The organism is Pseudomonas sp. LAM2023, assembly GCF_016620375.1.
Classification (GTDB): Bacteria; Pseudomonadota; Gammaproteobacteria; order Pseudomonadales; family Pseudomonadaceae; genus Aquipseudomonas; species Aquipseudomonas anuradhapurensis.
Genome location: NZ_JAENHV010000015.1, coordinates 171,882 through 185,418 on the forward strand (window position 1 = coordinate 171,882; position 13,537 = coordinate 185,418).

The following is a 13,537-nucleotide window of genomic DNA, read 5'->3' on the forward strand; positions in this document are numbered from 1 at the left end:
TCGCATAACCCCTCTAATACGGGCCTTGAGCCACCAGGCACACCCCTTGCAACCTCCTCTCCGCTTGCCCAACACCCTAAAAAAAACTCAGCGGAGAGAGCACATGAAGCGTCGCAGTCTGATCAAGGCCTTTACCCTTAGCGCATCGATCGCGGCGATGGGCCTGAGCTGGAGTATCCAGGCCGCCGAGACCATCAAGGTCGGCATCCTGCATTCGCTGTCCGGGACCATGGCGATTTCCGAGACCTCGCTCAAGGACATGGCGCTGATGACCATCGACGAGATCAATGCCAAGGGCGGTGTAAACGGCAAGATGCTCGAACCGGTCGTGGTCGACCCAGCCTCCAACTGGCCGCTGTTCGCCGAAAAGAGCCGCCAGCTGCTGACCCAGGACAAGGTCGCGGTGGTGTTCGGCTGCTGGACTTCGGTGTCGCGCAAATCCGTGCTGCCGGTGTTCGAGGAGCTCAACGGCCTGCTGTTCTACCCGGTGCAGTACGAAGGCGAAGAGATGTCGCCGAACGTGTTCTACACCGGCGCCGCGCCCAACCAGCAGGCCATCCCGGCCGTCGAGTACCTGATGAGCGAAGACGGCGGCAGCGCCAAGCGCTTCTTCCTGCTGGGCACCGACTACGTCTACCCGCGTACCACGAACAAGATCCTGCGCGCCTTCCTGCACAGCAAGGGCGTGGCCGACAAGGACATCGAAGAGGTCTACACCCCGTTCGGCCATGCCGATTACCAGACCATCGTCGCCAACATCAAGAAGTTCTCCGCCGGCGGCAAGACTGCGGTCATATCCACCGTCAACGGCGACTCCAACGTGCCGTTCTACAAGGAACTGGCCAACCAGGGCCTGAAGGCCACCGACGTGCCGGTGGTGGCGTTCTCGGTCGGCGAAGAAGAGCTGCGCGGCATCGACACCAAGCCGCTGGTCGGCCACCTGGCGGCGTGGAACTACTTCGAGTCGGTGGATAACCCGGTCAACCAGAAGTTCGTCGCCGACTGGAAGGCCTACGCCAAGGCCAAGGGCTTGCCGGGTGCCGACAAGGCGGTGACCAACGACCCTATGGAAGCCACGTATGTGGGTATCCACATGTGGGCCCAGGCCGCCGAGAAGGCCAAGTCCACCGACGTTGACAAGGTCCGCGAGGCGCTGGCCGGGCAGACCTTCAAGGCACCGTCGGGCTTCACCCTGACCATGGACAAGACCAACCACCACCTGCACAAGCCGGTGATGATCGGCGAGATCCAGGATGACGGGCAGTTCAGCGTCGTGTGGGAAACCGAGCAGCCGCTGCGGGCGCAACCGTGGAGCCCGTTCATTCCCGGGAACGACAAGCGCCCTGATAACGCAGTGAAAGGTAACTGAGTGCATTGGGGCCGCTTTGCGGCCCATTCGCGGGCAAGCCCGCTCCCACAGTTTCAAACCTTTCACCGCACCTGTGGGAGCGGGCTTGCCCGCGAAGCATCCACCACTGTATTCCAGGACTGCCCGAATGCTCAGACTCCTGCTCACCCTCCTGCTGCTCTTGCCCCTGGCAACCCAGGCCAGCGAGGGCGAATTCTTCCTCACCGCCAAGCCCGCCGAGCAAGCCCAACTGCTCGAAAGCTGGGCGGCACAACCCGATGCCGCACGCCTGCCGCTGCTGGACAACCTGCGCCAAGGCCACATCGCCGCCGATGACACCCGCAAGGTGCGCCTGAACAATCGCCTGCGCGGCCTGATCGACAATGCCTTGGCCAGCCACCAATTGCTCGACAACGACAGCGCCACGCGCCTGGCCGCCGCCCAGCAACTGCAAAAGAGCGCCCAGCCCGCGCAGATGGCCTTCCTCGACCGGCGCTTCTCCCTCGAGGTGGACCCCGCCGTGCACGCCGCCCTCGGCCTGGCCCTGGCCAACCTGCAACTGGGCGCCAGCGAACCGGCCGTACGCCTGGCTGCCGTGCGCCTGCTCGGCGAAACCGGTGACCCATTGGCGCGCACCCGCCTCGAAGCACTGCTGCAACCGGGCGCGGAAGCCGACCCGGGCGTACGCACCGCAGCCGAAACCAGCCTGGCCCAGGTGCAGCGCAAGCTGTTGGTCGGCGAACTGCTCGGCCAGGCATTCAGCGGCCTGTCGCTGGGTTCGATCCTGCTGCTGGCGGCCCTGGGCCTGGCGATCACCTTCGGCCTGCTCGGCGTGATCAACATGGCCCACGGCGAAATGCTCATGCTCGGTGCCTACAGCACCTACATGGTCCAGGTGCTGCTGCAGCGCTACGCCCCCGGCGCCATCGAGTTCTACCCGCTGCTCGCCCTGCCGGTGGCCTTCGCCGTCAGCGCCGGGGTCGGCATGGCCCTGGAGCGCACGGTGATCCGCCATCTCTATGGCCGCCCCCTGGAAACCCTGCTGGCGACCTGGGGCATCAGCCTGATCCTGATCCAGGCCATCCGCCTGCTGTTCGGCGCGCAGAACGTCGAAGTCAGCAACCCGGCCTGGCTGTCCGGTGGCATCCAGCTGCTGCCCAACCTGGTGCTGCCGTACAACCGCCTGGTGATCATCGGCTTCGCCCTGGCCGTGGTGCTGCTCACCTGGCTGCTGCTCAACCGCACGCGGTTGGGCCTGAACGTGCGTGCGGTTACCCAGAACCGCAACATGGCAGCCTGCTGCGGCGTTTCCACCGGGCGCGTCGACATGCTCGCCTTCGGCCTCGGCTCGGGCATCGCCGGGCTGGGCGGCGTGGCCCTGAGCCAAGTCGGCAACGTCGGCCCCGACCTCGGCCAGAGCTACATCATCGACTCGTTCCTGGTGGTGGTGCTCGGCGGTGTCGGCCAGCTGGCCGGCAGCCTGTGGGCAGCCTTCGGCCTAGGGATAGCCAACAAGCTGCTGGAACCGCAGATCGGTGCGGTACTGGGCAAGATCCTCATCCTTGCGTTGATCATTCTGTTCATCCAGAAGCGCCCGCAAGGCCTGTTCGCCCTCAAGGGACGGGTAATCGACTGATGAACCAGCCACTGCTTGTCACTGCTGCGCAAAAGGCCGGGCCGCGCCTGTCGCTGGCCATCGGCGCCGTCGTCGTCCTGCTGCTGGTGGCCCTGCCGCTGCTGTCGCTGCTACCGGCGGAGCATGCCCTGCAGGTGTCGGCCTACACCCTCACCCTGGTCGGCAAGATCCTCTGCTACGCCATCGTGGCCCTGGCGCTGGACCTGGTCTGGGGCTATGCCGGGTTGCTGTCGCTGGGCCACGGCCTGTTCTTCGCCCTCGGTGGCTACGCCATGGGCATGTACCTGATGCGCCAGGCCGCCGGTGACGGCCTGCCGGGGTTCATGACCTTTCTGTCGTGGAGCGAACTGCCCTGGTACTGGGCCGGCACCCAGCACTTCGCCTGGGCCTTGTGCCTGGTGGTGCTGGCACCCGGGCTGCTGGCGCTGGTATTCGGCTGGTTCGCCTTCCGCTCACGCATCAAGGGCGTGTATTTCTCGATCATGACCCAGGCCCTGACCTTCGCTGGCATGCTGCTGTTCTTCCGCAACGAGACCGGCTTTGGCGGCAACAACGGCTTCACCAGCTTTCGCACCATCCTCGGTTTCGATATCGCCGCCCAGGGTACCCGTGCCGTGCTGTTCCTGTGCACGGTCGGCCTGCTGCTGGCCAGCCTGTACCTGTGCTGGGGCCTGACCCGCAGCAAGTTCGGCCGCCTGCTCACCGCCGTACGCGACGCGGAAAACCGCCTGATGTTCTGCGGCTACGACCCGCGCGGTTTCAAGCTGCTGGTGTGGGTGCTCAGTGCCGTGTTGTGCGGCCTGGCCGGCGCGCTGTACGTGCCGCAGGTGGGCATCATCAACCCTGGCGAAATGTCGCCGACCAATTCCATCGAAGCCGCCGTGTGGGTGGCGTTGGGCGGGCGCGGCACGCTGCTCGGCCCGCTGCTCGGCGCCGGCCTGGTCAATGGCATGAAAAGCTGGTTCACCGTGGCCTTCCCGGAGTTCTGGCTGTTCTTCCTCGGCGCGCTGTTCATCCTGGTCACCCTGTACCTGCCCAAAGGTGTGGTGGGCCTGCTGAAGAAAAGGAGCCAGCCATGAGAGGCGTGCCCCCGGTCCACCCGGAATTCATGCTCGAACCTGTGTTCGACACCCTTGGCAGCGGCCGCGATGCGATCGGCCTGGGCCAAAGCCGCAAGGCTGGCCTGGACACCCGCCATGGCACGGTGCTCAGCCTTGAAGACATCAGCGTCAGCTTCGACGGCTTCAAGGCCCTCAACGCGCTGAACCTGTACATCGGTGTCGGCGAACTGCGCTGCATCATCGGCCCCAACGGCGCCGGCAAGACCACGATGATGGACGTGATCACCGGCAAGACCCGGCCCGACACCGGCAGCGCCTTCTTCGGCGACACCCTCGACCTGACCCGCATGAGCGAATACCAGATCGCCCAGGCCGGGATCGGGCGCAAGTTCCAGAAGCCCACGGTGTTCGAAGCACTGAGCGTGTTCGAGAACCTGGAGCTGGCGTTGAAGACCGACAAGTCGGTGTGGGCCAGCCTGGCCGCGCGCCTGAACGGCGAACAGCGCCAGCGCATCGACGAGGTGCTGACCACCTTGCGCCTGCTGCCGCTGGCCCAACGCCAGGCGGGCCTGCTGTCGCACGGGCAGAAGCAGTTCCTGGAGATCGGCATGCTGCTGGTGCAGGAGCCGCAACTGCTGTTGCTGGACGAGCCGGTAGCCGGCATGACCGATGCCGAGACCGAGTTCACCGCCGAGCTGTTCAAGGGCTTGGCCGGCAAGCACTCGCTGATGGTGGTGGAGCATGACATGGGCTTTGTCGGCAGCATTGCCGACCATGTGACCGTGCTGCACCAGGGCAGTGTGCTGGCGGAAGGGTCGCTGGCGCAGGTGCAGGCGGATGAGCGGGTGGTCGAGGTGTATCTGGGCCGCTAGCCATGGAAACCTGTGCCGGCCTCTTCGCGGGCTTGCCCGCTCCCACAGGTTTTGCACCAGCTTCCAGAGCTGTGCAGTAGCTGTGGGCGAGCCCGCGAAAGGGCCGGCACAGGCACAGCAACAATTTCAGGAATACACACATGCTCAAGATCGACACCCTGCACCAGTATTACGGCGGCAGCCACATCCTGCGCGGCCTGTCCTTCGAAGCCAGGGTCGGTGAAATCACCTGCCTGCTGGGGCGCAACGGGGTGGGCAAGACCACCTTGCTGCGTTGCCTGATGGGCCTGGTACCCGTGCGCGACGGCAGCATCGAATGGGAAGGCAAGCCGATCACCGCACTCAAACCCCAGCAACGGGTCCATGCCGGCATCGCCTACGTACCCCAGGGCCGCGAGATCTTTCCGCGCCTGAGCGTCGAGGAAAACCTGCTGATGGGCCTGTCGCGCTTCCCCGCCCGCGAAGCCCGTGAAGTGCCAGCGTTCATCTACGAGCTGTTCCCGGTACTCGAGCAGATGAAGCAACGCCGTGGCGGCGACCTGTCCGGCGGCCAGCAGCAACAGCTGGCCATCGGCCGAGCCCTGGCCAGCCGCCCGCGCCTGCTGATCCTCGACGAGCCGACCGAAGGCATCCAGCCCTCGGTGATCAAGGAAATCGGCGCGGTCATCCGCCGCCTGGCCGAACGTGGCGACATGGCCATCCTGCTGGTGGAGCAGTTCTATGATTTCGCCGAGGCGCTGGCCGACCAGTACCTGGTGATGGCCCGTGGCGAGATCATCCAGCGTGGCCGTGGCGAAAACATGCAGGCGGAAGGTGTGCGCGGGCTGGTAACCATTTAACCTGCACACAACGAACCTGCGAGACGCTGTCATGACGCACCACATCCGCGACGCCCTACCCACCGACGTGGCGGGCATCCTCGACATCTACAACGACGCGGTGCGCAACACCACGGCGATCTGGAACGAAACCCCGGTTGACCAGGGCAACCGCCAGGCCTGGTTCGAATCACGGGCGCAGCAGGGCTACCCGATCCTGGTGGCGGTGGATGACAGCGGCGTGCTCGGCTATGCCTCGTTTGGCGACTGGCGGCCGTTCGAGGGCTTTCGCCATACCGTGGAACATTCGGTGTATGTCCGTGGCGACCAACGTGGCAAGGGCCTGGGGCCGCAGCTGATGGCGGCACTGATCGAACGCGCGCGGGATTGCGGCAAGCATGTGATGGTCGCGGCCATCGAGAGCGGCAATGCCGCGTCGGTGCGCCTGCACGAGCGGCTGGGCTTCGTGGTGACCGGGCAGATGCCGCAGGTGGGGGTGAAGTTTGGCCGCTGGCTGGACTTGACCTTCATGCAACTGGTGCTGAACCCAGGGGCTGAACCCAACTGATACGCCACGGGTGCTGAACCCGGGGGCTGAACTCAACTGATACGCCACGGGTGCGCCCCCTGTAGGAGCGGCCTTGTGTCGCGATGGGCTGCAACGCAGCCCCGACAATCTTGATCCAGAGCGACGATCAGGGGCTGCTTTGCAGCCCATCGCGACACAAGGCCGCTCCTACAGGGACCATCATCAGCCGTCCCTGCACCAGCTCACATCTGGATGAACCTGCCCAAGCGCTGCCTCAGCATGCTGTTCTCGCTACGCAACTGCCGCACCTCCTGCAACAGCTCCAGCGCCAGGGCCACCCCTTCCCACTCCAGCTCCAGCTCCTCGTGCAGCTTGGCCGCGCGTTTGGCCAGCAACGGTGCCTGATCGTCGAACAACCAGTCCTCCGGCGTTCGCCCGGAGGGTTCGACAATGCCGTGCTCGACGATTTCGATCACGCAGTCAGCCGTGAGGTCGGCCTCCTGACACAAGGTACGCATGTCCAGTTGAACGATCAGGGTGCTGCTCATGATCACTTACTCCATTGTGTCCTCGGGTTGAACGCAGCCTTCTCGGAAAGCTTGGTCCACAGTTCGCGGGCAGACTCGTCGGATGCTGGCGGCATGACCACTTTCAGTTGCGCGTAAAGGTTGCCACGCTCGCCACTCTTGTTGGCCAGGCCCTTGCCCGGTACGCGCAGACGCTGGCCGCTCTGGCTGTCGGGGCGGATGGTGAGGTTGATCTTGCCGTCCAGGGTCGGTACGGCCACCTTGGCGCCCAGTGCTGCCTCCCACGGTGCCAGTGGTACGGTAATGATCAAGTCATGACCTTCGACATCGAACAACGGGTGCGGTGCCATGCGGATGGTCAGGAACAGGTCGCCGTTGGCCCCGCCTGCGCTGCCCGGCGCGCCCTGGCCCTTGAGGCGGATACGCTCGCCATCGGTCACCCCGGCCGGGATCTTCACGTTCAGGGTCTTGGTGGTGAAGCCGGTGCGCTGGCCCATCGCATTGGTCTGCGGCACCTGGAAGCTGATCTGCTTGGACTCCTTGTTCAGGGTCTCTTCAAGGAATACCGCCAGTTCAAGCTCCACGTCCTGCCCTCGCCTGCCGGCACTGCGTTGCTGTTGCCGGGCGCCACCAAAGGGGTTGCCACCCCGGGCACCGAATATCGAACTGAAGAAGTCGGAAAAATCACCGCCCTCGAAGCCGCCGCCACCGCCACGGCTTTCCCAGCCCGGTGGCGCCTGGAACGGCCGGCCATGCTGGCCGCCGTACTTGCGGATTTCGTCGAACTCGGCACGTTTCTGCGCGTCGCCCAGCACTTCGTAGGCCTCGTTGGCCTCCTTGAATTTTTCCTCGGCGTCGCGCTCCTTGCTGACATCGGGGTGATACTTGCGCGCCAGCTTGCGGTACGCGGCCTTGATCGCCTTCTCGTCCGCCGTGGGCTCTACGCCAAGTATCTTGTAGTAGTCTTTGAAGTCCATCTATGGATCACCAATGTGAATGTGCGTGTTGCCACTGAAGATAGGGCTCAAGCATAGCCTTTCAAGACCGCTTTGGGTTTGCTCCAGGGCAGATGACCGGTCTTGATTCTGTGGCCAACTGGCATACACTGCGCGGCCGTTTTGCCTCCGGAAGCTCATTCCCCATGTCTGACGTATCCCCGGCCCGCGCCCTGGGCATCGATTTTGGCACCTCCAACTCCACGGTTGGCTGGCACCGCCCGGGTGTCGAGTCGCTGATTGCCCTGGAAGACGGCAAGATCACCTTGCCCTCGGTGGTGTTCTTCAACATCGAGGAACGTCGGCCGGTGTATGGCCGCCTGGCGCTGCACGAGTACCTGGAAGGCTATGAAGGGCGTCTGATGCGCTCGCTGAAAAGCCTGCTGGGTTCCAAGCTGATCAAGCACGATACCAGCGTGCTGGGCAGCGCCCTGCCGTTCAAGGACCTGCTGGGCATGTTCATCGGCGAGCTGAAGAAGCGCGCCGAGGCCACTGCCGGCCGTGAGTTCGAACAGGTAGTGCTGGGCCGCCCGGTGTTCTTCGTCGACGAAGACCCGGCCGCCGACCAGGAGGCCGAGGATACCCTGGCCGAAGTGGCGCGCAAGATCGGCTTCAAGGACGTGTCGTTCCAGTACGAGCCGATTGCCGCGGCCTTCGACTACGAGTCGGGCATCAGCCGCGAAGAGCTGGTGCTGATCGTCGATATCGGCGGTGGTACCTCGGACTTCACCCTGATCCGCCTGTCGCCCGAGCGCCACCTGGTTGCCGAACGGCAGAGCGACATCCTCGCCACCGGCGGCGTGCACATCGGTGGTACCGACTTCGACAAGCAACTGAGCCTGCAGGGCGTGATGCCGCTGTTCGGCTACGGCAGCCGCATGAAGAGCGGCGCGCTGATGCCCACCAGCTACCACCTCAACCTGGCCACCTGGCACACCATCAACGCCCTGTACTCGCAGAAGTCGCAACTGGCCCTGGGCAGCATGCGCTACGACATCGAGGACACACTGGGCATCGACCGCCTGTTCAAGCTGATCGAAGAGCGTGCCGGGCACTGGTTGGCGATGGAAGTGGAGGCCAGCAAGATCGAGCTGACGGAGCAGCAGAGCCGGCGCGTCGACCTCGGCCGCATCGAGCGCGAGCTGGGCGTGGACCTGTCCCGTACGTTGTTCGAGGCGGCTATCGAAGGGTTGCTGGAGCGCGTGCGTGGCAGCGTGAGCGAATTGCTGGCCAAGGCGGGTGTCAGCGAGACCCAGGTCGACACGGTGTTCTTCACCGGCGGTTCCAGCGGGATCCCGGCGCTGCGCAACAGCGTGGCGGCGATGCTGCCGAATGCGCGGCATGTGGAAGGCAACATCTTTGGCAGCATTGGCAGCGGGCTGGCCATCGAGGCACGCAAGCGCTACGGCGTGGCCTGATTGCTTTGGGGGCTGCTTTGCAGCCCATCGCGACACAAGGCCGCTCCTACAGGACCATGCCTCCACCTGGCTACGCGGTCCCTGTAGGAGCGGCCTTGTGTCGCGACGGGCCGCAAAGCGGCCCCAGCCACCTCAGACCAACTCCGCCCGCTTCAGCTCGCTCTTCAGGTAGGCATAGTAGACCGGCCCCGCCACCACCCCCGGCAAGCCGAACGCCGCCTCGAACACCAGCATCGCCAGCAGCAATTCCCATGACTTGGCGCTGATCTGCCCGCCCACGATCCGCGCGTTGAGGAAATACTCGACCTTGTGGATGACGATCAGGTAACCCAGCGCCGCCGCCGCCACCCAGATCGACAGCGACAGGCCGACGATGGTGATCAGGGTGTTCGACATCAAGTTGCCGATCACCGGCAGCAGGCCGAGCAGGAAGGTCAGCACGATCAGCGTCTTTGTCAGCGGCAGGTGCACGTCGAACATCGGCAGCACCACCGCCAGGAAGATGCCGGTGAAGGTGGTGTTGAGCAGCGAGATCCTGATTTGCGCGAAGACGATGTTGCGAAACGCCTGCACCAGCAGGCTCAGGCGTTCGAACAGCGCCGCCGCCAGGGGTTTGCGCCGGGAAATGTCAGGGATGCGCTGCAAGGCGACGATGGCACCGAGGATCATGCCGATCAGCAAGGTGACGAACATGTGCGCCATGCCCTTGCCGACCAGTTGCAGGTCGCTCAGGTGGCTCTTGATCCAGTCACCGATGGCCACCTTGAACTCCGCCGCACTGGCCGGCAGGTAGCCTTCGATGAACGGCGGCAGCTGCCCGCGGGCACGCTCCACCAGGGCCATGAACTTGTCCAGCGAGGCACCGGGGTTTTCTGCCTCGTGCAGCAGGAAACTGAAGGCGCCGGCGATGAGCAAGGCCAGGGTGATGACCACCAGTGTGCCAAGCAATGCAACGGCCAGCCAGCGCGCGCGTTGCCCGGCAATCAGCGGCTGCAGCCGCGGGGTGAGCATGTTGACCAGCTCGAACACCAGCAGACCGGCCAGCAGGCTTGGCAGCAATTTCAGGGGCAACGCCAGCAACAGGCCGGCAAATACGATGATCCAGCTGGCCAGGGTGACCTGGCGGGGGGTGAAGGTCATACAGCCTCAACGGCAGACAACGGGAAAGACCCGCAGTCTGCCAGCGTTACGCTTGCAGGCATAGGCGCAGGTCATTTCTTCTTCAGACAGTCACTCATGAACGCCTTGCGCTCATCCCCCTTGAGGGCTTTGCTGGTGGCGTCAGCGTTGCAGGTTTTCATCTTCTCCTGCTGGGTTTGTGGCACCTCCTTCTTCAGGCAGGTGCTCATGAAGGCTTTGCGCTCATCGCCCTTCAGGGCCTTGGCGGTGGCGTCGGCGTTGCAGGTTGTCATCTTTTCCTGCTGCGCGGTCGTGGCAGCGAAGCCTTGGGCGCTGAACAACACCGCCAATACCAGTAAAGGGATCTGCAGCACTTTCATGGAGTGGTCTCCTTGGCTCCGCGCCCGATGCGCGGGGGTCGAGCTGAGTGTAGCCAAGAATCCTCAGCGCTTTGCCCGCGCCTGGCGACGGTATTGCTCGGGTGTGCATCCGGCCTGGCGCTGGAACATGGCGATGAACGCTGACGCGCTGCTGTAGCCAAGGTCGAAGGCGATGGCCTGGATCGGCAAGCCGGCTTCCAACGCATCGATGGCGCGCAGGAAACGCAGGCGCAGGCGCCATTCGCCGAAACTGATGCCCAGTTCACGCAGGAACTGACGGGCCAGGGTACGTTCGCTGACATGCACCCGCGCAGCCCAGTCAGCCAGCGGGCGGTTGTCGCCGGGCTCGGCGGCAAGGGCATCGAGCACCTGGCGCAGACCTTCGCTGTGGGCCAACGGCAGGTAGCAGGCCTGGGTCGGTGCCAGCAGCAGTTGGTCGAGCAGCACCTGTACCAGGCGCTGGTCGCGCTCGCCCTCGGCTACCCGCAGGTCGCGCCGGGCGAAGTCGGCGAGGATGGCCTTGAGGATATCGCTGATGATCAGGCTGCACGGTTGCTGCGGCAAGGCGGTACACAGGCTGCGGTCCAGGTAGATCGAACGGTACACGATGGCGTGCGGGTTGTAGCAGCCATGCTCGGTATCGGGTGGTACCCACACCGCATACTGCGGCGGCGACAGGAAGCGTTGGCCGGCAACCTCCAGCTGCATCACGCCGTGGGCGGTGTAGTTGAGCTGGCCCCAGGTGTGGCGGTGCAAGGCACTGTGGGTGTCGGCACCGAATTCGTCGTGGCGGAAATACACCGGCGCCGGCAGTTGGGTGAATTGGGGGAGGTCGAGGTATTTGCGCGGCATGCTGACTGTTTCGCGGGGTGGGTTGTCTGGCTGGAAGTATAGGCTTGTAGACAGACAGTTGATAATGAGTGGCATCGGGGCCTGCTGCGCAGGCCATCGCGACACAAGGCCGCTCCTACACAGCACAGGCGATCTCGTATCGTAGCGGCCTTGTCTGGCGATGGCCGGCAAAGCAGCCCAATCTGCCCGCAACGAGTATCTCGCTCCATGAACTACCTCTTTCCGCTCACCGCCATCCTCATCTGGGCCGGTAACACGGTGGTCACCAAGATGTCCGCCGGCGCCATCCACCCCGCCGAGATCGGCTTCTACCGCTGGCTACTGGCCGCCCTGTTGTTCACCCCGTTCCTGCTGCCCGCCGTATGGCGCAACCGCACAGCCATCCGCCCGCACCTGGCCAAGGTGGCCGTGCTGGGCGTGCTCGGCATGGCGCTGTACCAGAGCCTGGCGTACTTCGCCGCCGGCATCACCAGTGCCACCAACATGGGCATCATCCTTTCGCTGATGCCGTTGATGGCGCTGGCGCTGTCCATCGCCGGGCTGGGCCAGCGGCTGAGCTACGGGGCCTTGCTGGGGGCCGTGGTGTCGTTCTTCGGTGTGCTTGAGGTGGTCAGCGCCGGTGACCCCGCCAGCCTGCTGGAGCAGGGCCTGAACAGCGGCGACCTGCTGATGCTGGTGGCCACCCTGGCCTACGCGCTGTATAGCTTCCTGCTGAAGAAGTGGCAACTGCGCCTGCCACCGATGCAGTTGCTGTACCTGCAGGTGCTGGTGGCCATCGTCGTGCTGCTGCCGTTGTTCCTGCTGTCGGAAAAAACCGGCCTGAACAGCCGCAACATCGGGCTGGTGCTGTACGCCTGCGTGCTGGCCTCGATGCTTGCGCCGTTGCTGTGGATGCAGGCGGTGCACCGCCTGGGGCCAAGCCGCACCACCTTGTTCTTCAATCTGCTGCCCCTGGTCACCGCAGTCATCGCCGCCGTGGCTCTCGGAGAGCAACTGGCCCGCTATCACCTGGTCGGCGGTGTGCTGACCCTGGCCGGCGTGCTGCTGGCCGAGCGCTGGACCACGCCGATTCGCCGCTAGAGCCCGGCCGCCTTCAGCCGGGCGGCATGCTCGGTGAATAGCCGCACCGGCTCGGCAGCCTTGCCGATGGCCCCCAGGGACTGGTTGACGATGTCCAGGTGATCGAGCGGGTAATCGTCGCCAATCACTTGCCCAAGGTGCGAGCTGAAGCGCCCGACCATGCCATCGCACTGGCCCTTTTCCTTGCTGAAACTGCGCGCGAACAGGCGGCAGAAGTAGCTGCTGCCATCGAAACGGTTGCGTCCCCGGTCGGTCAGGCCAGGTTGCAAGGTGCCGGACCAGGAGTAATAGCGTACGCCATCGACCTGATAGGCCCCTTCCCCGCCCCAGGTATCTGGCAGCCCCTGTGGATAAGCCTGGTTGAAGCGCGCCACCCCGCTGCTGGTCAGCGCCTGGTGCGAGGCGTGCACATCCACCGGCAGCGGGTCGCGGCGCCAGCTGGTTTCCAGCCACACCAGCAGCACGGCAATACCGTGCAGCAAGGCCTTGAGCAAACGCCCCTGGGGCGAATCACCCGGTGCCATGCGCTCCAGCCAGTCAGCCAGCTCCGAGCCATGGTTGGGCCCCGCCACCGACGTGACCGACGCCACACGGTCGGGGCGCCTGGCTGCAGCGTAGCGTGCGTCCAGCGCACCTTGGCTGTGGCCAATGAGGTTGACCTTTTCGGCATTGCTGCGCTGGCAGATGTCTTCGATGATCGCCAGCAGCTGCTCGCCGCGCACCTCGCTGCAATGCAGTGGCGAAACCTGCACCGGGAACACCTGCGCCCCGCCCTTGCGCAGTGCCGGCACAATGCCGAACCAGTAGGGGTAGAGCACCACCCGCACGAACCCCAGCATGCCCGGCACCAGCACCAACGGGTATCGCGTGGTCAATTCCTGTGGCATGGCCAGCCCCTTTCC

14 protein-coding genes are annotated in these 13,537 nt (G+C 64.7%); 8 read left to right on the forward strand and 6 right to left on the reverse strand.

Annotated elements, in window-relative coordinates; all coding sequences use genetic code 11:
- The first annotated feature begins 103 nt into the window (after positions 1–103).
- From urtA to JKP78_RS06485, 6 genes are all read left to right on the forward strand, one after another.
- The gene (gene urtA / locus JKP78_RS06460) at positions 104–1,369 is read left to right on the forward strand and encodes an urea ABC transporter substrate-binding protein (RefSeq protein WP_200626300.1); all 1,266 of its coding nucleotides are present in this window, start codon (positions 104–106) and stop codon (positions 1,367–1,369) included.
- 127 nt (positions 1,370–1,496) lie between these two features.
- Positions 1,497–2,984 carry an urea ABC transporter permease subunit UrtB gene (urtB, locus tag JKP78_RS06465; RefSeq protein ID WP_186686511.1) on the forward strand — a complete coding sequence of 496 codons (1,488 nt, stop codon included), beginning with the start codon at positions 1,497–1,499 and terminating at the stop codon, positions 2,982–2,984.
- Positions 2,984–4,063 carry an urea ABC transporter permease subunit UrtC gene (urtC, locus tag JKP78_RS06470; protein ID WP_186686509.1) on the forward strand — a complete coding sequence of 360 codons (1,080 nt, stop codon included), beginning with the start codon at positions 2,984–2,986 and terminating at the stop codon, positions 4,061–4,063. The genes urtB and urtC overlap by 1 nt, the downstream gene beginning before the upstream one ends.
- Positions 4,060–4,917, forward strand: a complete 858-nt coding sequence (gene urtD, locus JKP78_RS06475) for an urea ABC transporter ATP-binding protein UrtD (protein ID WP_170032953.1) — start codon at positions 4,060–4,062, stop codon at positions 4,915–4,917. The genes urtC and urtD overlap by 4 nt, the downstream gene beginning before the upstream one ends.
- 140 nt (positions 4,918–5,057) lie before the next feature.
- Positions 5,058–5,756: an urea ABC transporter ATP-binding subunit UrtE gene (gene urtE, locus JKP78_RS06480; RefSeq protein WP_170032955.1), complete on the forward strand. Its 699-nt coding sequence runs from the start codon at positions 5,058–5,060 to the stop codon at positions 5,754–5,756.
- A gap of 31 nt (positions 5,757–5,787) precedes the next feature.
- Entirely contained in the window at positions 5,788–6,303 is a 516-nt protein-coding gene (locus tag JKP78_RS06485; RefSeq protein WP_200626302.1) for a GNAT family N-acetyltransferase, read from the forward strand.
- 203 nt (positions 6,304–6,506) lie between these two features.
- Here JKP78_RS06485 and JKP78_RS06490 read toward each other — a convergent pair whose 3' ends face one another.
- Positions 6,507–6,812 carry a chaperone modulator CbpM gene (locus JKP78_RS06490; protein ID WP_170032959.1) on the reverse strand — a complete coding sequence of 102 codons (306 nt, stop codon included), beginning with the start codon at positions 6,810–6,812 and terminating at the stop codon, positions 6,507–6,509.
- A 2-nt stretch (positions 6,813–6,814) separates the two neighbouring features.
- Positions 6,815–7,768 carry a curved DNA-binding protein gene (gene cbpA, locus JKP78_RS06495; protein WP_186686501.1) on the reverse strand — a complete coding sequence of 318 codons (954 nt, stop codon included), beginning with the start codon at positions 7,766–7,768 and terminating at the stop codon, positions 6,815–6,817.
- Positions 7,769–7,932: 164 nt separating this feature from the next.
- On the opposite strand from cbpA, the gene JKP78_RS06500 reads away from it, so the two are divergent.
- Entirely contained in the window at positions 7,933–9,204 is a 1,272-nt protein-coding gene (locus JKP78_RS06500) for an Hsp70 family protein (protein WP_186672614.1), read from the forward strand.
- Between the two features lie 132 nt (positions 9,205–9,336).
- On the opposite strand, the gene JKP78_RS06505 is transcribed toward JKP78_RS06500, so the two are convergent.
- The 3 genes from JKP78_RS06505 to JKP78_RS06515 form a co-directional block, all read right to left on the reverse strand.
- Positions 9,337–10,344: an AI-2E family transporter gene (locus JKP78_RS06505; RefSeq protein WP_186686498.1), complete on the reverse strand. Its 1,008-nt coding sequence runs from the start codon at positions 10,342–10,344 to the stop codon at positions 9,337–9,339.
- A 71-nt stretch (positions 10,345–10,415) separates the two neighbouring features.
- Positions 10,416–10,703 (reverse strand): PsiF family protein, encoded by a 288-nt coding sequence (locus tag JKP78_RS06510; RefSeq protein WP_186686495.1) that lies wholly within the window; start codon positions 10,701–10,703, stop codon positions 10,416–10,418.
- A gap of 63 nt (positions 10,704–10,766) precedes the next feature.
- Positions 10,767–11,555: an AraC family transcriptional regulator gene (locus JKP78_RS06515; RefSeq protein ID WP_186686492.1), complete on the reverse strand. Its 789-nt coding sequence runs from the start codon at positions 11,553–11,555 to the stop codon at positions 10,767–10,769.
- Positions 11,556–11,762: 207 nt separating this feature from the next.
- On the opposite strand from JKP78_RS06515, the gene JKP78_RS06520 reads away from it, so the two are divergent.
- Positions 11,763–12,635: a DMT family transporter gene (locus JKP78_RS06520; protein ID WP_186686490.1), complete on the forward strand. Its 873-nt coding sequence runs from the start codon at positions 11,763–11,765 to the stop codon at positions 12,633–12,635.
- Here the strand turns inward: JKP78_RS06520 and JKP78_RS06525 are convergent.
- Positions 12,632–13,522, reverse strand: coding sequence for an esterase/lipase family protein (locus JKP78_RS06525; protein WP_186686488.1), 891 nt, complete (start codon positions 13,520–13,522; stop codon positions 12,632–12,634). The two genes, JKP78_RS06520 and JKP78_RS06525, sit on opposite strands and share 4 nt — an antisense overlap.
- Positions 13,523–13,537 lie beyond the last annotated feature (15 nt).

Excerpts from the sequence above, each read along its gene's own strand:
- JKP78_RS06525 (WP_186686488.1), bottom strand. The coding sequence starts at position 13,522 with ATGCCACAGGAATTGACCACGCGATACCCGTTGGTGCTGGTGCCGGGC.
- JKP78_RS06505 (WP_186686498.1), bottom strand. The coding sequence starts at position 10,344 with ATGACCTTCACCCCCCGCCAGGTCACCCTGGCCAGCTGGATCATCGTA.
- urtD (WP_170032953.1), top strand. The coding sequence starts at position 4,060 with ATGAGAGGCGTGCCCCCGGTCCACCCGGAATTCATGCTCGAACCTGTG.
- urtA (WP_200626300.1), top strand. The coding sequence starts at position 104 with ATGAAGCGTCGCAGTCTGATCAAGGCCTTTACCCTTAGCGCATCGATC.
- urtB (WP_186686511.1), top strand. The coding sequence starts at position 1,497 with ATGCTCAGACTCCTGCTCACCCTCCTGCTGCTCTTGCCCCTGGCAACC.
- urtC (WP_186686509.1), top strand. The coding sequence starts at position 2,984 with ATGAACCAGCCACTGCTTGTCACTGCTGCGCAAAAGGCCGGGCCGCGC.
- urtE (WP_170032955.1), top strand. The coding sequence starts at position 5,058 with ATGCTCAAGATCGACACCCTGCACCAGTATTACGGCGGCAGCCACATC.
- JKP78_RS06485 (WP_200626302.1), top strand. The coding sequence starts at position 5,788 with ATGACGCACCACATCCGCGACGCCCTACCCACCGACGTGGCGGGCATC.
- JKP78_RS06490 (WP_170032959.1), bottom strand. The coding sequence starts at position 6,812 with ATGAGCAGCACCCTGATCGTTCAACTGGACATGCGTACCTTGTGTCAG.
- JKP78_RS06515 (WP_186686492.1), bottom strand. The coding sequence starts at position 11,555 with ATGCCGCGCAAATACCTCGACCTCCCCCAATTCACCCAACTGCCGGCG.
- JKP78_RS06520 (WP_186686490.1), top strand. The coding sequence starts at position 11,763 with ATGAACTACCTCTTTCCGCTCACCGCCATCCTCATCTGGGCCGGTAAC.
- cbpA (WP_186686501.1), bottom strand. The coding sequence starts at position 7,768 with ATGGACTTCAAAGACTACTACAAGATACTTGGCGTAGAGCCCACGGCG.
- JKP78_RS06510 (WP_186686495.1), bottom strand. The coding sequence starts at position 10,703 with ATGAAAGTGCTGCAGATCCCTTTACTGGTATTGGCGGTGTTGTTCAGC.
- JKP78_RS06500 (WP_186672614.1), top strand. The coding sequence starts at position 7,933 with ATGTCTGACGTATCCCCGGCCCGCGCCCTGGGCATCGATTTTGGCACC.